Origin of the sequence: Elioraea sp. (assembly GCF_022842375.1) — a bacterium.
In the GTDB taxonomy this organism is placed as follows: Bacteria; Pseudomonadota; Alphaproteobacteria; order Acetobacterales; family Acetobacteraceae; genus Elioraea_A.
This window is the reverse complement of sequence record NZ_JALHPR010000022.1, coordinates 25,415-44,867: the sequence shown is the minus strand read 5'-3', so window position 1 is coordinate 44,867 and position 19,453 is coordinate 25,415. Positions and strand designations below refer to the sequence as shown.

Genomic DNA, 19,453 nt, shown 5'->3' with positions numbered 1-19,453 from the left:
GTCATGGGGCTGCCTTCAGGTCCATCGCGAGGGTGCGCTCATCGTTGCGCGGGGTGTAGGCAAGGCCGCGGCGGGCGGCCCAGATATTCACCTGGTGGTGAAGCGGAATGATCGCGAGATCGGTCATCGCGACGCGCGTGGCTTCGCGGTAGAGCCCCTCGCGCGCCGGCAGCTCGAGCGTGGCGAGCGCACGGTCGAGCACCGCGTCGAACACGGGGTTGGCATAGAGCGATCGGTTCGTGCCGCCGCGCCCGCGCGCACGGTCGGGCGAGGCGATGAGCGCTCCCATGGGGCTGTCCGGCTCTCCCGTTCCCGTGCCCCAGCCGAGCAGCTGGATCGAGAATTCGTCCCGCGCGCTGCGGCCGAAGAACACGGCCGACGGCATCGCCTCGACGCGCGTGCGAACGCCGATGCGCGCCCACATCTGCGCGATCGCCTGGATGATCTGCGCATCGTTCACGTAGCGGTCGTTCGGCCCGTGCAGCGTGAGCGCGAAGCCGTTCGGGAAACCCGCCTCGGCCAGCAGCCGGCGCGCTGCCTCGGGGTCATGGGCGTCAGGCTTCAGCGCAGGCTCGTGGCCGATCACGCCCTCGGGCAGGAACTGGCCCGACGGCGCCGCCTGCCCATCCATGACCTGCGAGACGATGCCCGCCCGGTTGATCGCAAGCGACAGCGCACGGCGGACGCGCACGTCCTTCAGCGGGCTCGCCGCCACGCGCGATCCATCGATCGCCGTGACGAAGGGCGTATCGTCGCGCCGGTGATCGAGCGCGAGGTAGATGTTGCGCACCCCCGGTGCGGCGAACACCGCGAGGCGCTGGTCGCGCGACACGGTCGCGACATCGCGCGTCGGCACCTGGTCGATCAGCTGCACGTCGCCGGCCTGCAGCGCGGCCAGTCGCGCGCTGTCGTTGGCGATCAGCCGCACCGTCACCTTCGACCAGGGCTGCGCCGGCCCCCACCAGGCATCGTTGCGCTCGAACACCGCGCGATCGCCCGGCGTGAAGGAGACGAGCCGGTACGGCCCGGTGCCGATGGCCGCGCGGCCGCTGTTGTAGTCGGCCGTCGTCGCGCCTTCGCCATGCCTGCGGCCAACCATCGGCAGGGCCTGCATCAGCGCGGGGATGAGCGGCGAGGGCGCTGCCGTGCGCAGCCGCACCGTGCGCGGATCGACGACGATCACCTCCTGCACCGGGCGGGTGTATTGCGCGTAGCTCGAGGGGCTGTTCGGCACCGCGGGCACGCGGACGAAGGTGAAGGCGACGTCGTCGGCCGTGAACGGCGTGCCGTCATGGAAGCGGGCGTCGGGGCGGAGCCTGAACTCCCACGTCGTCGCGTCGATCGGCGCCCAGCTCTCGGCAAGCGCCGCCGTCGGGCGGAGGTTGTGGTCAGGATGCAGCAGCCTGTCGAACACGTGCTGCGTCAGCGCGCTGTTGGGCGTGAGGTTGTGGAAGTGCGGATCGAGCGAGGTGAAGGCCCCGCCCACCGCGATCGTAACCTCCGCCGCGGCGGCAGGTGTCGCGAGTGCCAGGAGAAGTGCGGCGGCGCATCGGACGGTCCCGGCCATCTGATCCCCCATGTTCCAGTTTCCCGCAGATGATGCGACACTCGCGGGGGCGTATCAATCCGCCACCGGCCCGACCGAGCAGATGGACCAGCGATGAACCTCCTGATCACCAATGCCCTCGTCGTGACCTGCGACGACGGCCGCCGCATCCTCGAGCGCAGCGCCGTCGCCGTCACCGGCGACAGGATCGCCGCGGTCGGCGAGACGGCGGCGCTGGAGCGTGACTTCCCCACGCATGAGCGCATGCCTGGCCGCGGCCTTGCCGTGTTCCCGGGCTTCATCAACGCCCATACCCACACCATCCTCACCTCGCTGCGCGGCACGGTGGAGGACTGGGACGGCAACGCCGTCTACGGCTACATGTCGCCGATCTCCTACACGATGGAGGGGGAGGAGCGCGCGGTGATGGCGCGCCTCGGCTGCCTCGAGGCGATCCGCTCGGGTGCCACGACGCTGGTCGATCCGTTCCGCCACGTTCCCTCCTACGCACGGCAGATGGCCTCGACTGGCCTCAGGCTCTGGCTTTCCGAGAACTGCGCCGACATCGACACGCGCCGCATCCGCTTCGGCGACTATGCCGTCGACGAGGCCTTTGGCCGAACGTTCCTCGATCGCACCATCGCCGGCATCGAGGCGTTCCACGGCTCCGAGGGCGGCCGCGTGCAGTGCCAGATCGCCGCGCACGCACCCGACAATTGCAGCCCGGCGATACTGCGCGCGCTGAGTGACCTCGCCGCGAAGCACGGCCTGACGCGCACCATCCACCTCGCGCAGAGCGTGGAGGAGATCAACGCCGTGCGTGCGATGCGCGGCTGCACGCCGGCGGAATACCTGCACCGCGAGGGCTTCCTCGGCCCCGACCTCGTCGGCGCGCACTGGACCTACTGCACGCCCGAGGACATCACGATCCTCGCCGAGAGCGGCACGCAGATGGTGCACTGCCCGGCCAACTCATCCCGCCGCGGCCCTCACCCCGTCTTGATCGGGCTGATCCGCGATGCCGGCATCACCATCTCGCTCGGCACCGACAACATGACGGAGGACATGTTCCACGCCCTCAAGATCGGCCAGATCCTGCACCGTGGCGGACGTGGGCGCGCAAAGGAGCTCGGCGTTGACCCGCAGCCCGAGCAGACGCTCGACATGATCACGCGCAATGCCGCGCGCTCCGTCGGGGCGGAGGCGTATCTCGGCCAGGTGGCGCCGGGCATGAAGGCCGACCTGACGGTGATCGACCTCAACCAGCCGGCGATGCGGCCGCTCATCCGCCCGATCGCGAACCTGGTGCATTACGGCCACCCCGGCATCGTGCATTCGGTGATGGTGGACGGCGCGTTCGTGATGCGCGACCGCCGCGTGCTGACGATCGACGAACCAGCGCTGCTCGCCGAGGCGCAGGCCGTGACGCGGCGCGTGTGGGAACGGATGATCGCCGCGAACCCCGACATCCCGCCGCCACCTGGTGGCCTGCGCTGGTACGATGCCTGAGGTGTTTCGAGCGACACCGCTCGACGCCGCGCCCCGGCTTGCGGCCGCCCTCGGCCTCGGCGCGCTCTGGGTCAAGCGGGAGGACCTTGCCGGCACGGCATTCGGCGGCAACAAGCTGCGCCAGATCTCACTGATCCTCGCCGAGGCGCGCAAGGCGGGAGCGGATACGGTGATCACGACTGCCGCGAGCCAGTCGAATTTCTGCCGCGCGCTTAGCGGTGCTGCCGCGCGCGCCGGGCTTGCCTGCCACCTGCTGCTGCGCCGCGCCGGCGGCACCGCGATGCAGGGCAACCTGCTGCTCGACCACGTGTTCGGTGCTGCGATCCACTGGACCGACGTGACCGACCCGTGGGACCCGGCCATCGACGCTGAGCTCGATGCAATCGCGCAGGCGGTGCGGCGCGAGGGTGGGCGTCCCTATCTCGTTCGCCTGCCCGGACGAACCGCAGCACTCGCTGCCTCGGCGTGGGCGCATGGCGCGGCGGAGCTCGCCGCTGATCTCGCCGCCGTCGATGCACGGCCCGACGCTGTCGTCGTCGCCTGCGGCTCGGCGCTCACGGCGTGCGGCCTTGCGCTTGGGCTGCCACGTGCGGGTGTCACGGCATCCGTTCTCGGCGTGTCGGTGCAGCAGCCCGTTACGCGGCTCGGCCCCTGGTGCGATGACGTGATCGCGCGGACGGCCATGCTGCTTGGCTGGACCGACGCGTCGCATCGCCTGGTGCTGACCGACGACCAGATCGCCCCGGGCTATGGCCGCGCGAGCGAGGCCTCGCGGCCCGCCGTGCTGCTCGCCGGCCGTACTGAGGGCCTGGTGCTTGATCCCGTCTATACCGGCAAGGCGCTGGCCGGCCTCGCGGCGGCGGTCGGCGGCCTGATTCCGCGCGCCGGCTCTGCCGTGCTGATCCATTCCGGTGGCGCACCGGGCCTGTTCCTGCATGCCGATGACATGGAGCTCCGATGAGCGCTCTCCTCGACCTCGATCTCGATCGCCCAGGGATGCATCACGGCGCGCTGCGCGTCGCGCACTCCGATGACCGCTCCGCCTATGGCGAGATTGTCATCCCCGTCGCCGCCCTCGTCGGCGGGCGAGGCCCGACGGTGCTCCTGTCGGCCGGCATCCATGGCGACGAGGCGGAGGGGCCGCTGGCGCTCATCCGGCTGATTCATGCGCTCGACCCTGCCTCCGTCGCCGGAACGATCATCGTCTCGCCGATGATGAACCACCCGGCGGTCAAGGCATCGCGGCGCACCAGCCCGCTCGATTCCGGCAACCTCGCACGGATGTTCCCCGGCGATGCGCGCGGCACCGTGACGCAGCGGATCGCAGCAGCGATCGCGACGCTGCTGTTGCCGCGTGTCGAGGCGGTGCTCGATATCCACGGCGGCGGGCGGACGCTCGAATACATCCCCTGCGCCTGGGGCAGGCTGAACCCCGAGCCTGAGCTCGCGCGCCGCACCCTCGCCGCGCTCATGGCGCTCGGGCAGGAACGCACCGTCGTTGTCTCGGCCACCGCGCATGGCGGGACGCTCACCTCCGAATCGATCGCCCAGGGCAAGCTGATCGCCGGAACCGAGATTGGCGGTGCCGGCGGCGTGCGGCCGGATACCGTTGCGGCGGCGGAGCGTGCCGCGCGGCGCTTCCTCGCCCATCTCGGCCTGCTGCCGGCGGAGGCCCCGATGCCGACGCGACTGATGCGGCTGCGTCCTGCGCATTTCGTGCGCGCCCCTGGCCGTGGGCTGTTCGACCCTGCCTTCACGCTCGGCGATACGGTGCGCGCCGGCGATGCCGCCGGCACGCTCCATGACGCCGATCGCCCCTGGCGCGCGGGCGAGACGTTGCGGTTCCAGTCAGACGGGCTCGTGGTCGCGCGCGGCGTGCCGGCGATGGTCGAGCCTGGCGATGTCGTCGCCCACCTCGCCGAGGATACCGACGAGGCGGCGCTGCTAGCCTAGGTGAGCCTGTCGGGCGGCGCGCCCGCTTCCTGCCACCTGGCGAAGGCGTCGCGCACCGCGTCGGTTGGCGGGTAGAGGCCGCGCACGGGTTCCCCCGCCTCGACGCGCAGCCGCACATAGGCCTCGATCGCCTCGCGCGCCGCCACTTCTGCCTTCGCCTTCTCCCACGATGCCGCAGGGCAGACGACGACGCCGTCCTCGTCTGCCGCCACCCAGTCGCCGGGTAACACCGTCACGCCCCCGATGGCGACGGGAAGCCCATGATCGACGAGCATGAGCCCCGCGGTGGACGAGGCAGGCGCGGGGCCGCGGCAGAACACCGGCAGGCCGAGGGCGCGGAGTGCGACGACATCGCGCATCCCGCCGTCGCACACCACGCCCACCGCACCAAGGCGCTGCAGCCGGGTGGCCAACATCTCGCCGAGGATGCCGGCATCCTCGCGGCCGGCAGCGTCGATCACCACGACATCGCCCGCGCGCACCTGCTCCCACGCATCGAAGAAGGGGGCAGCTTCGTTGTAGGGCGAGAGCGCGGCCGCGCGATCCTCCCGCAGCGGCAGGTAGCGCACCGTGACTGCGCGCCCGGCGAAACGACATGTGGCCGGATCGAGCGGCGAGAGCCCGCGCGGGGCTATCGTGCGCAACCCCTCGGCGCGCAGCAGCACCGAGGAGAGAGCGGCGGTCGGGATCGTCACTTCGGCAGCAGCGGCGTGACGCGCGCCACGAGGCTCGCCATCGCCGCCTCCGGCGTCTTCATGCCGAGCACGGCTGCCTCCGCCTCCTCCTTGAAGATGTCGCCCGCCCGCGCCGCTTCGTCGAAGGCGGGCATCGGCACGCGCGCGACCGTCAATACGCGGCGTTCCTCATCGGCATAGGGGACATTCTCGCGGAACTTTGCATCCTCGTAGGTCGAGGCGCGCACGGGGCCGTTGCCGTTCAACGCGGCGGCGAGCGTCGAGGGCTTGGACAGCATCGTCTTGATGAAGCTCCAGGAGAGTTCCTTCCGCCTGGCGTTCTTGGGGATCACCATGCCCCAGAACTCGACCTTTGCGGGTGCGACCTCGAAGCGCGAGCGCAGCGTCGCACTGATCGGAACGGCGATCGTCTTGATCTCGCCGGGGAACTTGCTGCGCGCCGGATCGTTGTAGATGCGGTTGCGGCCCATCGAGTTCAGCGCCATCGCCGCGCGGCCCTGCTGCACCCAGGTGTTCACGTCCTCCGACTGGATGGTGGCGAAGTTGCGCGGGAAGGCGCCGGCCTGGAACAGCTCCCGCAGCGTGCGGATCGCGTTCAGCATCGGCGGCTCGTTCGCCACGATGCGGAAATCGGGCGTGATGAAATCGCCGTCCCACGCCCGCGCGAGATCGATCACGTTGGGGTAGGTGACGCCCGGCATGACGAGGCCGACGACGGGCGTGCCATCGGCGCGGCGATAGCTGCAGCGCTTCGCGACCTCGATCACCTCCTCGATCGTCTCGGGCGGCTTGGTGATGCCGCGTTCGGCGAGGATCGCGGCGTTGTAGTGCAGTCCGCTCGAGGCATGGCGGAACGGCATGGCGGCGAGCGTGCCGCCGATGCGGAACCCGTCGAGCAGGCCCTTGAACACGTCATCCGGCGCCTCGATCGGGTCGCGCGCCATCCAGGGGTCGAGCGGCTCGAACAGCGAGGCGACGCGCGGCACCATCTGCGGGTTCAGCACGAAGCCGACATCCACCGTGGTCTCGCCGAGCGAGGCTTCCCGGAACAGCCGTTCCGACAGCGGTCCGGTATCGAAGGTGGTCCACTGCACGGCCGGGTTGCCCGCGCGCGTCCAGGCTTCGGCGATGTTGCCGCCCTGCGCGCCCGTCGCCACCGTCTGGTGGACGCGGTGAGCGAACACCGCAAGCGGCGTGGCCGCCTGCCCGAACGCCAGGCCGGCGGGGAGCGCGGCGGCGGTGCCGAGCAGCGTGCGGCGCGTGATCGCTGTCATCTGTGTTTCCTCCCGGTCTTCTTGCTTGGTTGTGTCTCTGCGAAGAGCGCGGCAATCGCGGCCTCCGCCGTCTCGAAATGCCTCGCCATCGCACGTTCCGCCGCCACAGGGTCCCGCCCCGCGACGGCGGTGACGACGCGCGTGTGGCGCTTCAGCGTGGCTTTCCAGTCAGCCGCGTCGCGGGGCGTGCGGCTGTTCAGCAGCGCCATCACCTCATGCGTCAACGGCCTGAGGCTCGCGACCTGGAGCCGCACGAGCCGGTTGCCAGAGAGCGCGGCGAGATGGTCGTGGAAGTCGAGATCGGCCTCGATCCAGGCCTCCACGTCGCCCATCGCCGCCGCGAGCCTGGCGGCGATCGCGCGGAGCCGCACGATGCCGGCCTCGTCCGCACGTTCGGCAGCAAGGCGCGCGACCTGGGGTTCGATGATGCGGCGAAGCTCGACCGCCTCGGCCAGCCCCTCGCGCGAGCGGCCGACGGCGAAGCGGAGGATGCGCGCGAGCGGGGCGGCATCGGGCGTGCGCACCCGCGTCGCCCGCCCCTGCCCGATCTCGACGACGCCGACCGCAGCGAGTTGGTGCAGTGCCTCGCGCACCACCTGCTTGGACACGCCGAACCGTTCCGCGAGCCGCGCCTCCGACGGCAGCGCCTCGCCCGGGCCGAGCCTGCCGTCGAGCAGCGCGTCGGAGAGCTGCGCGACGATCCCGTCGGCCAGCTTCACGGGGGCGAGCAGCGTCGCGCCGATCGGGTCGTGGAACGCGTCCATCCCGCCACGCTAGACCCGGAACGACCTGCCTAGCAACTCCCCAACTGTTCGGATACGTTTACGGCATGAGCGACCTCCTGATCACCCGCGTGACCGCCCACCCCCTCCGCGCCACGCTGGCCACCGCCCAGCGCACCAGCCAGGGTGACTGGCCGGCCCTCGAGATCGTCGTGGTCGAGGTCGAGACGGCGTGCGGTCTCACTGGCATCGGCGAATGCCTCGCCCGCCGCGGTGCGGCAGGCTACGCCCGCTTCATCGACGCGGCGCTGACGCCGAAGCTGATCGGCCGCTCGGCGCATGACCGCCGCGCCCTCTGGGCCGCGATGCGCGGCACGCTCACCGGCCGCACGGGGGGCATGCTGATCGAGGCGATCGCTGGCATCGACATCGCTCTGTGGGACCTCGCGGGACAGGATGCAGGCCAGCCGATCTGGCGCCTGCTCGGCGGTGCCGGGCGGCAGAGCATCGTCGCCTACGCCTCCTCGCTGAACTGGAGTGACGACGCGCGCGCAGAGCAGGAGCTTGCGTCTGCCCGCGCGCGCGGCTTCACGCAGGTGAAGGTCAAGATCGGCAGGCCAGCCGATGCCGCGATCCGCCGCATCCGCATGCTCCGCCGCCTCGCAGGGCCTGACCTCGTGCTGGCCGTCGATGCCAACTGGATCTACGACGCGGACGAGGCGCTGGCCGTCGGCCGTGCCCTGGCGGACGAAGGCTATGCCTGGTTCGAGGAGCCGATCCACCCAGACGATCACGCAGGCTACCGCCACCTCCGCCGCCACCTGCCGATCCGCCTCGCGGCCGGGGAAAGCGACTTCACCGCGGCCGACAGCGCCGACCTGGTGGTGGATCGCACCCTTGGCCTGATCCAGCCCGATGTCGCGCGGTCGGGCGGCATCACCGAGACCTGGCGCATCGCCGAGCACGCGGCGCTGCACCATGTCGCCTATGCCCCGCATGTCGGCTGGTCGGGCGGCATCTGCTCGGCCGCGTCGGTGCATCTCGCGGCTGCGGCGGAGAGCTTCCTCACCTTCGAGTGCATGGTGTTCGACAACCCGCTGAGGCAAGCGCTCACCCGCCCCGTCATCGGCGATGTCGGCGCGCTCACGGCCGATGGGAGGCTCGCGGTGCCCGATGCGCCTGGGCTCGGCGTCACGCTCGACCGTGACGCGCTCGCTCGCCACCTGATCCGGGACTGAAATGCGCGAGGCGCTCGCGACACGGCTCGGCATGATCGCGCCGGCGCAGGCGCTGATCGCCGCCGTGATCGCGGGCCCCGCGCTCTACCTCGTCTGGCTCTCGTTCCACACGTCGTCCTATGGCGCCGCCGCCGTGTTCGTCGGCCTCGAGAACTATGCGCGCGTGCTGGGCGATGCGTATTTCTGGCGCGCGCTCGCCAACACCGCGGTCATCGTGCTCGTCGTCGTGCATCTCGAATTGCTGCTCGGCCTCGCCATGGCGCTGCTGTTCGCGTCGGGCGTGCCGCTGCGCCGCGTGATGCTCGCGGTCGTGATCGCCCCCTATGCGGTGAGCGAGGTCGCCGCGGTGGTGATGTGGCGCTTCATGACCGACCCCGACGTCGGCCACGTCTCCGCACTCCTGCGCGCGGTTGGATTGCCGATGCTCGAATGGTCGGTCGTGCCGGCGCATGGCATGGTGCTGGTGGCACTGCTCTCGGTGTGGCTGCACCTGCCCTTCACCTTCCTGATCCTCTATGCCGCGCGGCTTGCGCTGCCGACCGAGCTCTACGAAGCCGCGCGGATCGACGGCGCGACGGGCTGGCAGGCGTTCCGGCGCATCACGCTGCCGCTACTCATTCCCGCGCTGCTGGTCGCCGCGCTGTTCCGGCTGATCTTCGCGTTCCGCCTGTTCAGCGAGGTGTGGCTGCTGACGCAGGGCGGGCCGGCACGCTCGACCGAGGTGGTGGCCGTCTATCTCTACCTCGAGGCGTTCCGCTACAACGCCTTCGGCGCGGCGGCGGCGACGGGCTGGCTGATGGTGGTCGGCTCCCTCGTCCTCGCCGCCCCCTATCTCTGGCGCCTGAAGCGGGCAGCACGCGATGCGGCGTAGGCAGTTCGCGACCGTGGGCAAGCTCGCCGCCTGCGCGCTGATCGCGCTCTGGTCGCTCGCGCCGATCGTGCTCATCGTCACCTCGTCGCTCAAGCCCGAGAACGAGATCTTCGCCGTGCCGCCCACGCTCGGCTTCTCGCCGACGCTGAAGCACTACGCCGCGCTGTGGGAGCGGTGGCCGGATTTCTTCGCAGCCCTCGGCAACAGCCTGATCGTGACCGTAGGCGCGACGCTCATCGCGCTCGCCGCCTCCATCCCGGCCGGCTACGCCTACTCACGGTTCCAGCAGCGCTGGGTGCAGGCCTCGGCGTTCTGGCTCATCGTCGTTCGCCTCATCCCGCCGATCGTCGTGACCCTGCCGCTATTCCCGCTCGTCAACGCGCTCGGGCTTGCCGATACGCACCTGCTGCTCGCCGTGCTCTACGCCACGTTCTTCGTCTCGCTGGGTGCGGTCGTCATGCGCTCCTTCTTCGACCAGGTTCCGCGCGAGCTCGACGAGGCAGCGGCGGTCGACGGTGCGGGGCGGTGGATGACGCTCATCCGCATCATCGCCCCGCTCGGCGCGCAAGGGGCGCTCGCAGTCGCCGTCTTCGTCATCGTGTTCGCGTGGAACGATTTCCTGTTCGCCTTCATCTTCTCCGCCACGCGCGCCAAGACGGCCCCGCTCGTGCTGAGCGAGATGGTCGGCAATTTCGACGGCGTCGACTGGGGCGTGCTGTTCGCCGCCGCGACGGTCCAGCTTGCACCCATCCTCGTGTTCGTGCTCGCCGCGCAGAAGCATCTCGTCGCCGGCCTCAGCGCGGGGGCAACAAAAGGCTAGCGCTGCGGCACGCCAAGCAGCACTGGGCCGGCATGGCGCACGGCGAGCCGTGTGACAGGTGGCGGCAGACCTGGAAGGTCGCGCGCTGCGGCCATGCGTGCCCAGCCAGTATCGTCCTCCACCACCATCGCCGCCTGGTCGACAGCGCCGATGACGACATCACCGAACATCAGGTCGATCGCGTTGGCACGAATCTGGAACGTTCCGGCGTAGATGAGCGGGACACGCTCCGGGATCGCGATGCGCCAGCGCGGCACGGCGCGAAATCCCGCCTGGTAGGCGAGGGCGCCCGTCCGCCGCGCGCCCTGGATCGCGAGGTAGTGGTAGCCGGGCGCGAGCAGGAGAACGAGGGCGCCGTCACGGCGTGCGGCCTCGCTCGGGAACCGCGCCGCGATGATCCGGCCCTCAGGCACGCCGCCGCTGTCGAAGTCGCCGCGGGCAAGGCCGAGGCTGTCATCACCAACGGCGTGGTCGAACGGCAGGATGTCGCGGCCATCCTCGGCCGTCACGACGAAGCGCAACAGCACGGCGGCGGCCTCGCCGCGCCGCACGGGCGCGAGCGCCTGATCATCGAACGGTGCAACGACAGCGCATGCGGCAGCGGAAAGCACCCCCATCAGCGCGGTACGCCTACGAACAGCGCCTGCCATCAGCCCATGTCCTCAGGAAGTCGCCAAAGCCCTCGTGCATCGGTCGTGTGCAGCGTTCCGCGCGCGTGACGACATCGTGATCATCGAGCTGGACGAGCAGGAGGTGATGTGTCGGCACGTCGACGATGCCGCCCGCGGCACGCATCCCGCCGGCGATGATCCAGAGCAGCTTCAGCTGCACGCGGTCCCATGCGTAGATGAGCACGCGCCGCTCCTCCCAGATCGCCGCAGGTTCGCCGAGCGCGGCCACCAGTTCCGGGCGCGACATGCGCCCAAGTGCGATCGTGCCCGCATCGCCCGGCGCGATCTCCCGCCCCTCGCTCACCACACCCTCGCCCTGCGGCAGGGGGATGACGATGCAGGCGGCCAGCAGCATCACCAAGCCGGCGGAGGCAACGGCGCGGGGCCCGAAGCTCTGAGGGCCGGTGCATCTGGCCATGATTTGTGAGCCTACTGGATCGGCGCGGCGATGCGCTGATCCAGGTCAAGGCGACGGGCCTGGTTGGTGCCCCATGCGTGCACCGGCGCACAAGCAAGCGGTGGCCACGCGGCAGAGAGATGCCCATGCACCCAGACGACCCCTCGTCCATGGCGGAGCGGATCGGCCAGCGCGCCGGCCTGCGCGCGCGCTTTCCCGGCCCGGCCCACCCGGGGCCCGCAGCGCTGCGCATGCTGCGGCTGCTCGCCGCCGTGTTCCGCGGCGAGGCACGGTGGCGCGCGCTCGCGCTCGCCGCCTTCATTGCCACGGCAACCGGCGCACTCATCGCGCTGATGGTGCGCTTCGCGCTCTGGAATGCCGATTTCTTCGATGCGATCGAGCAGAAATCCTGGCCCGGGCTCACGCGCCAGGCCTGGCTGTTCCTCATCATCCTCGGCGGCGCGATGGTGATCCATGCCTCGGCGCTGCAGGCAAGGCGGATGCTGCAGATCACGCTGCGCCGGCACATCACCCTCACCCTCATCGGGACATGGATGACCGATGGCCGGCATGCGCGGCTGAAGGATACGGCCGCGGCACAGGCGAACGAGGACGGTCGCATCGCCGAGGACGGGCGGGTGGTGTGCGAGCTGGTCGTCGATTTCCTCTCCTCGTTCCTCTACGCGATGCTGCAGTTCGTCGTGTTCGTCGGCATGCTGTGGCTCACCTCCGGCCCGGTGACGATCAGCGCAGGCGTGCTCTCCCTCACCATCCCGGGCCACATGGTATGGGTCGCACTCGCCTACGCCTCGCTTGGCGCCGCGATCACCGTCAGGGTTGGGCACCCGCTCGTGCGCGCGACCGACAGGCGGCAGACCGCGGAAGCGGCGTTCCGCGGCGGGCTGCTCCAGGCCGTGTCGCATTCGAGCACCATCGCGCTCGCCCGTGCCGAGGCAGGGGAACGGCGCCGGCTGTCGAGCCGGTTCGACCGCGTGCGCGCCACCTGGGCGGAACAGACGATCTCGTTCCGCCGCATGACCTTCCTCACCGCTGGCTTCGGCTTCCTCACCACGGCGCTTCCGCTCCTGCTGCTCGCCCCACGCCATTTCGACGGCGAGATGAGCCTCGGCACGATGATGCAGGTTGCGCTCGCCTTCGGGCAGGTGACGGCGGCGTTGTTCTGGATGTCCGACAACTACCCGCTGATCGCGCAATGGGAAGCCTCCGCCGCGCGCGTGCTGGCATTGTACGAGGCCGCCACCGACATCGGCCACGAGCCCGAGCGGGAGCGACCGGACGAGGTCGAGCGCGTGGCGGAGAACGGGCCCGGCCTCACCTTCCGCGATGTCAGCCTCGTCTCGCCCGCGGGCGCGGTGCTCGTGTCGCGGTTCAATGCCGCCGTGGCGCCGGGCGAGCGCGTTCTGGTCGAAGCGACGCCACCTGCCGCGGCAGCCTTGTTCCGCGCTGTCGCCGGCCTCTCGGTCTGGGGCAGCGGGCGGATCGAGCTGCCGGAGGGGGCCGTGCCGTTCTTCATCGGCGAGCAGCCGCATCTGCCCGAGGCGACGCTCGCCGACATCCTCGCCGAGCCGCGCGCACCTGCCGACGTCCCGCGCGCCGAGGCGGCGGCGGCGCTGGTCGAGGTCGGCCTCGCCTCGCTCATCCCCTCGCTCGGCACGTTCGCCGCATGGGAGCAGGAGCTCAGCATCGAGGACCAGCAGCGTCTCGGCATCGCGCGCGCGCTGCTGCACAAGCCAGGCTGGATCTTCATCCATGATGCGACGAGCGCTCTCGAGGCATCCGCCGAGGAGGAGATGATGACGCTGCTCGTCACGCACCTGCCAGGTGCGGCGATCGTGACGATCGCGCATCGGCCGGCGATCGAGCAACTGCACCAGCGTCGCATCGCGCTGACGCGACCGCCTCCCGCGCGCTAGCCGCCATCCTTGGCGATGTCGAGCGCGAGCGCATAGACGGCGCGCTTCGCTCGCCCGGTCGCTGCCGCCACCTCTGCCGCCGCATCCTTCACCGACGCACCCGCCCCGAGGGCGCGGGAGAGCAGGGCCGTGACCTCGTCGTCGCCAGCCTCGGCCGCCCCAGTGCCGGGCGCGACCACGATCGTCACCTCCCCGCGCGGGGGAGCCTCGGCGTAGCGGGCGGCGAGCGCGGGCAGGCTGTCGCGCGCAACCTCCTCGAACATCTTCGTGAGCTCGCGCGCCACAACCCCCTGGCGGGGCCCGAGGAGGTCGGCGAGGTCGGCCAGCGTCGCCCCCGTGCGCTGCGGCGCCTCGAACAGCACGAGCGTTGCCGTGAGCCCCGCATCCTCCGCCGCGCGGAGAGCACTGATGCGCGCCCGCCGCGGCCCGGCCTTCGGCGGCAGGAAGCCCAGGAACAGGAACGGGTGCGGCGGCAGGCCGGACAGCGCGAGCGCCGTCAATGCCGCCGAGGGGCCGGGGGCGGCAGTGACGCGCAGGCCCGCCGCGACCGCTGCCGAGACAAGCCGGTACCCGGGGTCGGAGACCAGCGGCATACCGGCATCGGAGACGAGCGCGACGCGCCTGCCGCCAGCCAGGGCAGCGAGTACCCGCGGCGTCATCGCCGTTTCGTTGTGTTCGTGGTAGGGCGTGAGGGTGCGGGTGATACCGTGGCGGGCGAGCAGCTTCCCGGTCACCCTGCTATCCTCGCACAGCACCGTGTCGGCCGCGGCGAGCACGGCAAGGCCACGGGGGGCCATGTCACCCAGGTTTCCGATCGGGGTGGCGACGAGTGTGAGCGTTCCGGGCGCGCCCGCGGCATCGCCGCCAGGCGGAGGCCCGGCGGAAGAGAGGGGGATTAACGGTGGTTCGTCGTGTCCGGTCATGCCTGGTCCCGCTGGGTCTCCTCACCCTAGCTCTTGCAGCCTGTGCCGGGCCACAGGCGCCGGCACCGCGCCCTGGCGCCCAGGCGCCCGCGCCCATCGCACCGGCGATGGTTCAGCGCCCTGCGATCGGGGCCGACGGGACCATACGCGCGGCGTTGCTGCTGCCGTTGTCGGGGCCGCAGGCCGCCGTCGGCCGCGCGATGCTCGATGCCGCGACGCTCGCGCTGTTCCAGCACAACGCCCCGCTCGTGCTGCTGCCAAAGGACACGCGGGGCACGCCGGATGGTGCGGCGGCGGCTGCGCAGGCAGCGCTGGCTGAGGGGGCAGGCCTGATCCTGGGCCCCCTATTCGCCGCCGAGACCGAGGCCGTGGCGCCGATCGCCCGGGCAGCAGGCGTGAACGTTCTGGCCTTCACCACGGATGCCTCCGCCGCGCGCGACAACGTGTTCGTGCTCGGCCAGCTGCCAGGTCCCGCTGTGCGCCGCGTCGTTGCCGCCGCCCGCGCCGGCGGGGCGGAGCGGTTCGCCGCGATCGTGCCCGACACGCCCTATGGCCGCGTGGTCCTCGAGGCCTATCGCCAGGCGGTCACGGATTCGGGCGGCACGCTGGTGCGCGAGGAGGTGTATTCCGGCAACCCGACGGGTGCGGTGCAGCGGCTCGCCGACTATGCCCGCCGCCGCGGGCCGATCGATGCGCAGATCCGCGCCGCCCGCGCCCTCGGCACGGCGGAGGGGCGGCGCCGCGCGGCCGAGATCGCGCGCGACGCCCGCATCCCGCCGCCCGAGTTCGATGCGCTGATCCTCGCCGATGGGGGCGAGCGGCTGCGCGCCGTCGCCTCGCTGCTGCCCTACTACGACATCGACAACCCGCCAGTGCGCTTCCTCGGCACGCCGCTGCTCGCCGCGATGACCGATGCCGGCACCGAACCCGCCCTCGTCGGCACGGTCTATGGCGCACCTGACGAGGCGCGCCGCGCGGCGTTCGAGGCGCGGTACGGCGAGGCCTTCGGCACCACCCCGCCGCTCGTTGCGGGCGTAGCGTTCGATGCCGCGGCGATCGCGGCCGTGCTGGCGGAGGGGCGTGATGCCTCGCGTGCAGCGATCATGGATCCGGTCGGCTTCGCTGGCGTGCTGGGCATCGTCAGGCTTTTGCCGGATGGCACGAACCAGCGCGGCCTGTCGCTGATGGAGGTGAGCCGCGGCGGCTCCCGCGTCGTCGAGGCCGCGCCGGAACGGTTCGACGAACGGACATTCTGAGCGACCCCAGCCGATGCCGCAGCGCCTTCCGCCACCGACGCCATGGATGCCGCTCGCCCTCGCTGCGGCGATCGGCGCGGCACCGGCCTCGCTGTTCGCGCTCGCCGCATCCGTCGGCATGCTCGACCCGATTGTGGCCACCGTCGGGGCCCTCGCCGCCGGTGCCGCGGCTGTCACGCTCGGCTGGCTCTGGCAGCGCGACATCGCACGGCTGACAGCAGCGCTGAAAGCAGCCGAGGCAGGAGAGGCGATCGCGGCCCTGCCATTCCTGCCGCCGCTCAAGCGCATCGCCGAGGCTTCCGCGCGGCTGGCAAGCGGCCTGCGCCAGCGCGGCGTCGAGGCAGCGGCGAACGCCGATGCAGCGGTGCGGATCGTCGCCCGCCTGCCCGATCCGCTTGCCGTTCTCGGCGCGGATGCACAGCCCGTCGCTCTGAACCCCGCCGCGCGCGCACTGCTGGGCGTCGACGGGGCTGACCTTGCCGCACTCCTGCGCAACCCGGCCCTTCGCAGCGCGGTCGACCGCGCACTGGCCGGCGCCGGGCCGCAGACCGCGGAGATCACGCTGCCCGTGCCGATCGAGCGCGAGCTGCTCGCCCAGGCCATCCTGCTCGATCCGCCGCTGGCCGACGGCGGGCGCCTTCTCCTCGTGCTGTCCGATCGCACGCGCGAGCGGCGGCTCGAGCAGATGCGCGCGGATTTCGTGGCGAACGCGAGCCATGAGCTGCGCACGCCGTTGACCAGCCTGATCGGCTTCATCGAGACGCTGCTCGGCCCCGCCGCCGATGACCGCGAGGCGCAGGCCCGCTTCCTGCCGATCATGGCGGAGCAGGCAAGCCGCATGGGCCGGCTGATCGAAGACCTGCTGAGCCTCTCGCGCATCGAGTTGACGGAGCATACGCCACCGACGGCAGAGCTCGACATCGCCGTTCTCGCCCGCCGCAGCGCGGAGGCGCTGGGCCCGCGGCTCGCGGCGCGTCGCCTCACGCTCGACCTCACCGCCGAGGAGGGTTTGCCGCACATCGTCGGCGATGCGGATCAACTGTCCCAGGTTCTCGGCAACCTGCTCGACAACGCCGTGAAGTATGGCCGCGAGGGCGGGCGCATCGGCCTCGCACTCCGCCGCGACGGGCCTGGCGGGGAGAAGGCGCGGCGCCGCGCGGGCGTGGCCGTTGCCGTGTCGGATGATGGCGCCGGCATTCCGCGCCTGCACATCCCGCGCCTGACGGAGCGGTTCTACCGCGTCGACGCCGCGCGCTCACGCGCGGTGGGCGGCACGGGGCTCGGGCTTGCCATCGTCAAGCACATCGTCAACCGGCACCGCGGCGTGCTCGAGATCGAGAGCGAGGAAGGCCACGGCAGCACCTTCACCGTCTGGCTTCCCGCCGCCGTTCAGGCGGAGCCGCGATAGGCCGCCCAGGCGGTGCGCATCGCCGCGATGTCATCGGCGCCGAGGCTCGGCGGATCGGGCGTGACGGCAAGCAGCGTGAGCCAGGTGCGGGCGAGGTCCTCCACCACCACCGCGAGCGCGATGGCGGCCGCGAGCGTCGGGCCGGCAGCGAGCGCGCCGTGATGGGCGAGCAGGCAGGCATCGCGCCCGGCGAGCGCGGCAGCGGCATGCGCGGCCAGCACCTCGCCGCCAGGCGTGGCATAGGGCGCGCAGGGAATGTCCGCCCCGCCGGCGGCGACCACCATGTAGTGAACGGCCGGAATGTTCCGCTTCAACGCCGACGCTGCCGTTGCATGTGGGCTGTGGGTGTGCACCACGGCGGCGAGGTCAGGCCGCGCGGCAAGGATGGCGCGGTGCAGCTGCCACTCGCTCGTCGGCTTTCCCCCGCCAAGCACGCGGCCCTCGGCGTCGAGGGTGACGATGTCGCTCTCGGTGACGGTCGCGAGGTCACGGCCCGTCGGCGTCACCAGCAATTCGTTGCCGTTTCGCAGCGACACGTTACCGGCCGTGCCGGTGACGAGGCCACGGCGCGCGACCTCTCGCGCAGCCTCGGCCAGTGCGGCGCGCACGTTCATGTCCCGCTCGGCAGGAAGATGAACACCACGGCCGCGACGAGGCAGAGGGCCGCGGCCGCGTAGTTCCAGGTAAGGCGCTCGCCGAGGACCCAGACGGCGAAGCCGGCGAACACCGCCATGGTGATCACCTCCTGCATCACCTTCAGCTGCTGTGCCGAGTAGGTGCCGAAGCCGATGCGGTTTGCGGGAACGGCGAGGCAGTATTCGAAGAAGGCGATGCCCCAGGAGACGAGGATGGCGAAGCCGATCGACCAGTGCGGGCGCTTCAGGTGGCCATACCAGGCAAAGGTCATCAGCACGTTGGAGCCAAGCAGCAGGATCGGCGGCAGCACGAAGGCAGGCCACGAGCCGGCGGGCGGGAGGGTCATCACGATGTCTCCTTCGATGCTGGCGGAAACCGGCGCAGCAGCACGAGCATGACGGCCAGGCCCGGCAGCGCCGCCGCCGTGGTCAGGAGAAAGAACGGCGTCCACCCCATCGCCTGGGCGAGATAGCCCGAGGCACCGCCGATCGTGCGCAGCGGCAGCGCGGCGAGGGAGGAGAGCAGCGCATACTGCGTGGCGGTGAAGGCCGTGCTCGTCAGGCTCGAGAGGTAGGCGACGAAGGCGGCATCGGCCAGCCCATCGGTCGCGTTCTCGACGCCCACCTGGGCCCAGAGCAGCGCCACCACCCGCCCCGACTCCGCGAGCGGGACATACATGAGGTTCGACAGCATCTGCGCAACGCCCGTGACGACCAACGCGCGCCCCGTGCCGATCCCGGCCACCAGCACGCCGCCGACAGCGACGCCCGCGAGCGTGGCGAACAGCCCGAACACGCCGGCGACGGCCGCCACATCCTCGCGCGAGAAGCCGAGCGAGCGGTAGAACGGTGCGGTCATGATGCCGGCCAGCGCCTCGCCGAGCTTGAAGAGCGCGACGAAAGCAAGGATCAGCCACGCACCGGGGCGTGAGAGGAAATCGCGGAACGGCGCGACGACAGCGGCCGACACCCAGTTGCCCCAGCCAGCGCGCGAGACGCCGGGTGGCGGCGGCGGCTCGGTCGCGAGGAAGAGCGTGGTCGCGAGCCCGATCGCCATCAGCCCTGCCATGGCGAGGAACGCGCCAGGCCAGCCGGTGCGCCCGACCATGAACAGCACGCCCGCATTCGCCGCGAGCAGCGCGATCCGATAGCCCCACACATAGGCCGCAAGCCCGAGGCCCTGGCGCTCGGGCGGCAGGCTCTCGATCCGGAACGCGTCGATCGCGATATCCTGCGTCGCGGAGAGGAAGGCGATGAGAACCGCGACGGCGACCGTTGCGGTGGCATTGCGCGACGGATCGGTCAACGCCATCGCCGCGATCGCCACCGCGAGCAGCGCCTGCACCGGGGCAAGCCAGCCGCGGCGGCGGCCGAGCGCGGGAAGCGGGGCGCGGGCATGGTCAAGCAGCGGCGCCCAGAGGAATTTCAGCGAATAGGAGAAGCCGATCAGCGCGGTGAGGCCGATCTGGCCGAGCGGAACGTTGCTTTCAGCGAACCATTGCCGCAGCGTGAAGCCGGTCAGCGGCAGGGGGAGCCCGGCGGAGAAGCCGAGCAGGAGCATGACGGCGAGCGGACGGTCGATCCGCAGCGCGCGCATGCGC

General features: G+C 71.2%; 19 protein-coding genes. 9 read left to right on the top strand and 10 right to left on the bottom strand.

The genetic code is table 11. The features are described from left to right. Position 1 precedes the first annotated feature (1 nt). Complete coding sequence (locus tag Q0C38_RS16945) at positions 2–1,567, bottom strand: ABC transporter substrate-binding protein (RefSeq protein ID WP_291298297.1); 1,566 nt, start codon at positions 1,565–1,567, stop codon at positions 2–4. A gap of 93 nt (positions 1,568–1,660) precedes the next feature. Here Q0C38_RS16945 and Q0C38_RS16940 point away from each other — a divergent pair, with 93 nt between their 5' ends. The 3 genes from Q0C38_RS16940 to Q0C38_RS16930 are packed head-to-tail and all read left to right on the top strand — an operon-like array spanning position 1,661 to position 5,008. After that, a complete protein-coding gene (locus Q0C38_RS16940) occupies positions 1,661–3,055 on the top strand; it encodes an amidohydrolase family protein (RefSeq protein ID WP_291298296.1) in 1,395 nt (464 codons plus the stop codon). Beyond that, positions 3,048–4,016 carry a pyridoxal-phosphate dependent enzyme gene (locus tag Q0C38_RS16935; protein WP_291298295.1) on the top strand — a complete coding sequence of 323 codons (969 nt, stop codon included), beginning with the start codon at positions 3,048–3,050 and terminating at the stop codon, positions 4,014–4,016. Before Q0C38_RS16940 ends, Q0C38_RS16935 begins: the two co-directional genes overlap by 8 nt. Beyond that, positions 4,013–5,008, top strand: coding sequence for a succinylglutamate desuccinylase/aspartoacylase family protein (locus Q0C38_RS16930; RefSeq protein ID WP_291298294.1), 996 nt, complete (start codon positions 4,013–4,015; stop codon positions 5,006–5,008). Before Q0C38_RS16935 ends, Q0C38_RS16930 begins: the two co-directional genes overlap by 4 nt. On the opposite strand, the gene Q0C38_RS16925 is transcribed toward Q0C38_RS16930, so the two are convergent. The 3 genes from Q0C38_RS16925 to Q0C38_RS16915 are packed head-to-tail and all read right to left on the bottom strand — an operon-like array spanning position 5,005 to position 7,741. After that, complete coding sequence (locus Q0C38_RS16925; RefSeq protein WP_291298293.1) at positions 5,005–5,703, bottom strand: ribonuclease activity regulator RraA; 699 nt, start codon at positions 5,701–5,703, stop codon at positions 5,005–5,007. The two genes, Q0C38_RS16930 and Q0C38_RS16925, sit on opposite strands and share 4 nt — an antisense overlap. Continuing rightward, positions 5,700–6,977 (bottom strand): ABC transporter substrate-binding protein, encoded by a 1,278-nt coding sequence (locus tag Q0C38_RS16920; RefSeq protein WP_291298292.1) that lies wholly within the window; start codon positions 6,975–6,977, stop codon positions 5,700–5,702. Before Q0C38_RS16920 ends, Q0C38_RS16925 begins: the two co-directional genes overlap by 4 nt. After that, a complete protein-coding gene (locus Q0C38_RS16915) occupies positions 6,974–7,741 on the bottom strand; it encodes a FadR/GntR family transcriptional regulator (RefSeq protein ID WP_291298291.1) in 768 nt (255 codons plus the stop codon). The genes Q0C38_RS16920 and Q0C38_RS16915 overlap by 4 nt, the downstream gene beginning before the upstream one ends. Positions 7,742–7,806: 65 nt before the next feature. Between Q0C38_RS16915 and Q0C38_RS16910 the strand changes: the two genes are divergently transcribed. From Q0C38_RS16910 to Q0C38_RS16900, 3 genes are read left to right on the top strand one after another with little or no spacing between them, the layout of a single operon-like run. Beyond that, positions 7,807–8,937, top strand: a complete 1,131-nt coding sequence (locus tag Q0C38_RS16910) for a mandelate racemase/muconate lactonizing enzyme family protein (RefSeq protein WP_291298290.1) — start codon at positions 7,807–7,809, stop codon at positions 8,935–8,937. A 1-nt stretch (position 8,938) separates the two neighbouring features. After that, positions 8,939–9,808 carry a carbohydrate ABC transporter permease gene (locus Q0C38_RS16905; protein ID WP_291298289.1) on the top strand — a complete coding sequence of 290 codons (870 nt, stop codon included), beginning with the start codon at positions 8,939–8,941 and terminating at the stop codon, positions 9,806–9,808. Then, a complete protein-coding gene (locus Q0C38_RS16900; RefSeq protein WP_291298288.1) occupies positions 9,798–10,628 on the top strand; it encodes a carbohydrate ABC transporter permease in 831 nt (276 codons plus the stop codon). The genes Q0C38_RS16905 and Q0C38_RS16900 overlap by 11 nt, the downstream gene beginning before the upstream one ends. On the opposite strand, the gene Q0C38_RS16895 is transcribed toward Q0C38_RS16900, so the two are convergent. Together Q0C38_RS16895 and Q0C38_RS16890 are read right to left on the bottom strand one after the other, a co-directional pair. Then, positions 10,625–11,278 (bottom strand): hypothetical protein, encoded by a 654-nt coding sequence (locus Q0C38_RS16895; RefSeq protein WP_291298287.1) that lies wholly within the window; start codon positions 11,276–11,278, stop codon positions 10,625–10,627. The genes Q0C38_RS16900 and Q0C38_RS16895 overlap by 4 nt on opposite strands. Then, on the bottom strand, positions 11,259–11,654 hold the full coding sequence (locus tag Q0C38_RS16890; protein WP_291298286.1) for a hypothetical protein: 396 nt from the start codon (positions 11,652–11,654) through the stop codon (positions 11,259–11,261). The genes Q0C38_RS16895 and Q0C38_RS16890 overlap by 20 nt, the downstream gene beginning before the upstream one ends. Before the next feature lie 188 nt (positions 11,655–11,842). On the opposite strand from Q0C38_RS16890, the gene Q0C38_RS16885 reads away from it, so the two are divergent. Then, positions 11,843–13,630 (top strand): ABC transporter ATP-binding protein/permease, encoded by a 1,788-nt coding sequence (locus tag Q0C38_RS16885; protein ID WP_291298285.1) that lies wholly within the window; start codon positions 11,843–11,845, stop codon positions 13,628–13,630. On the opposite strand, the gene rsmI is transcribed toward Q0C38_RS16885, so the two are convergent. After that, the gene (gene rsmI / locus Q0C38_RS16880) at positions 13,627–14,553 is read right to left on the bottom strand and encodes a 16S rRNA (cytidine(1402)-2'-O)-methyltransferase (RefSeq protein WP_408870040.1); all 927 of its coding nucleotides are present in this window, start codon (positions 14,551–14,553) and stop codon (positions 13,627–13,629) included. The genes Q0C38_RS16885 and rsmI overlap by 4 nt on opposite strands. Before the next feature lie 107 nt (positions 14,554–14,660). On the opposite strand from rsmI, the gene Q0C38_RS16875 reads away from it, so the two are divergent. Together Q0C38_RS16875 and Q0C38_RS16870 are read left to right on the top strand one after the other, a co-directional pair. Next, a complete protein-coding gene (locus Q0C38_RS16875; RefSeq protein ID WP_291298284.1) occupies positions 14,661–15,809 on the top strand; it encodes a penicillin-binding protein activator in 1,149 nt (382 codons plus the stop codon). A 46-nt stretch (positions 15,810–15,855) separates the two neighbouring features. Then, complete coding sequence (locus tag Q0C38_RS16870; protein ID WP_291298283.1) at positions 15,856–17,217, top strand: ATP-binding protein; 1,362 nt, start codon at positions 15,856–15,858, stop codon at positions 17,215–17,217. On the opposite strand, the gene Q0C38_RS16865 is transcribed toward Q0C38_RS16870, so the two are convergent. Genes Q0C38_RS16865 through Q0C38_RS16855 form a run of 3 tightly spaced genes read right to left on the bottom strand, consistent with a single transcriptional unit; the run spans position 17,199 to position 19,449 of the window. Further along, entirely contained in the window at positions 17,199–17,831 is a 633-nt protein-coding gene (locus Q0C38_RS16865) for a class II aldolase/adducin family protein (protein WP_291298282.1), read from the bottom strand. The two genes, Q0C38_RS16870 and Q0C38_RS16865, sit on opposite strands and share 19 nt — an antisense overlap. Then, a complete protein-coding gene (locus tag Q0C38_RS16860) occupies positions 17,828–18,199 on the bottom strand; it encodes a DMT family protein (RefSeq protein WP_291298281.1) in 372 nt (123 codons plus the stop codon). The genes Q0C38_RS16865 and Q0C38_RS16860 overlap by 4 nt, the downstream gene beginning before the upstream one ends. Continuing rightward, positions 18,199–19,449 carry an AmpG family muropeptide MFS transporter gene (locus Q0C38_RS16855; RefSeq protein ID WP_291298280.1) on the bottom strand — a complete coding sequence of 417 codons (1,251 nt, stop codon included), beginning with the start codon at positions 19,447–19,449 and terminating at the stop codon, positions 18,199–18,201. Before Q0C38_RS16855 ends, Q0C38_RS16860 begins: the two co-directional genes overlap by 1 nt. Between the last annotated feature and the right edge of the window lie 4 nt (positions 19,450–19,453).

Excerpts from the sequence above, each read along its gene's own strand:
- Q0C38_RS16865 (WP_291298282.1), bottom strand. The coding sequence starts at position 17,831 with ATGAACGTGCGCGCCGCACTGGCCGAGGCTGCGCGAGAGGTCGCGCGC.
- Q0C38_RS16895 (WP_291298287.1), bottom strand. The coding sequence starts at position 11,278 with ATGGCAGGCGCTGTTCGTAGGCGTACCGCGCTGATGGGGGTGCTTTCC.
- Q0C38_RS16855 (WP_291298280.1), bottom strand. The coding sequence starts at position 19,449 with ATGCGCGCGCTGCGGATCGACCGTCCGCTCGCCGTCATGCTCCTGCTC.
- Q0C38_RS16915 (WP_291298291.1), bottom strand. The coding sequence starts at position 7,741 with ATGGACGCGTTCCACGACCCGATCGGCGCGACGCTGCTCGCCCCCGTG.
- Q0C38_RS16935 (WP_291298295.1), top strand. The coding sequence starts at position 3,048 with ATGCCTGAGGTGTTTCGAGCGACACCGCTCGACGCCGCGCCCCGGCTT.
- Q0C38_RS16875 (WP_291298284.1), top strand. The coding sequence starts at position 14,661 with ATGGTTCAGCGCCCTGCGATCGGGGCCGACGGGACCATACGCGCGGCG.
- Q0C38_RS16940 (WP_291298296.1), top strand. The coding sequence starts at position 1,661 with ATGAACCTCCTGATCACCAATGCCCTCGTCGTGACCTGCGACGACGGC.
- Q0C38_RS16885 (WP_291298285.1), top strand. The coding sequence starts at position 11,843 with ATGCACCCAGACGACCCCTCGTCCATGGCGGAGCGGATCGGCCAGCGC.
- Q0C38_RS16905 (WP_291298289.1), top strand. The coding sequence starts at position 8,939 with ATGCGCGAGGCGCTCGCGACACGGCTCGGCATGATCGCGCCGGCGCAG.
- Q0C38_RS16900 (WP_291298288.1), top strand. The coding sequence starts at position 9,798 with ATGCGGCGTAGGCAGTTCGCGACCGTGGGCAAGCTCGCCGCCTGCGCG.
- Q0C38_RS16860 (WP_291298281.1), bottom strand. The coding sequence starts at position 18,199 with ATGACCCTCCCGCCCGCCGGCTCGTGGCCTGCCTTCGTGCTGCCGCCG.
- Q0C38_RS16920 (WP_291298292.1), bottom strand. The coding sequence starts at position 6,977 with ATGACAGCGATCACGCGCCGCACGCTGCTCGGCACCGCCGCCGCGCTC.
- Q0C38_RS16945 (WP_291298297.1), bottom strand. The coding sequence starts at position 1,567 with ATGGCCGGGACCGTCCGATGCGCCGCCGCACTTCTCCTGGCACTCGCG.
- Q0C38_RS16910 (WP_291298290.1), top strand. The coding sequence starts at position 7,807 with ATGAGCGACCTCCTGATCACCCGCGTGACCGCCCACCCCCTCCGCGCC.
- Q0C38_RS16870 (WP_291298283.1), top strand. The coding sequence starts at position 15,856 with ATGCCGCTCGCCCTCGCTGCGGCGATCGGCGCGGCACCGGCCTCGCTG.
- Q0C38_RS16890 (WP_291298286.1), bottom strand. The coding sequence starts at position 11,654 with ATGCTGCTGGCCGCCTGCATCGTCATCCCCCTGCCGCAGGGCGAGGGT.
- Q0C38_RS16930 (WP_291298294.1), top strand. The coding sequence starts at position 4,013 with ATGAGCGCTCTCCTCGACCTCGATCTCGATCGCCCAGGGATGCATCAC.
- rsmI (WP_408870040.1), bottom strand. The coding sequence starts at position 14,553 with ATGACCGGACACGACGAACCACCGTTAATCCCCCTCTCTTCCGCCGGG.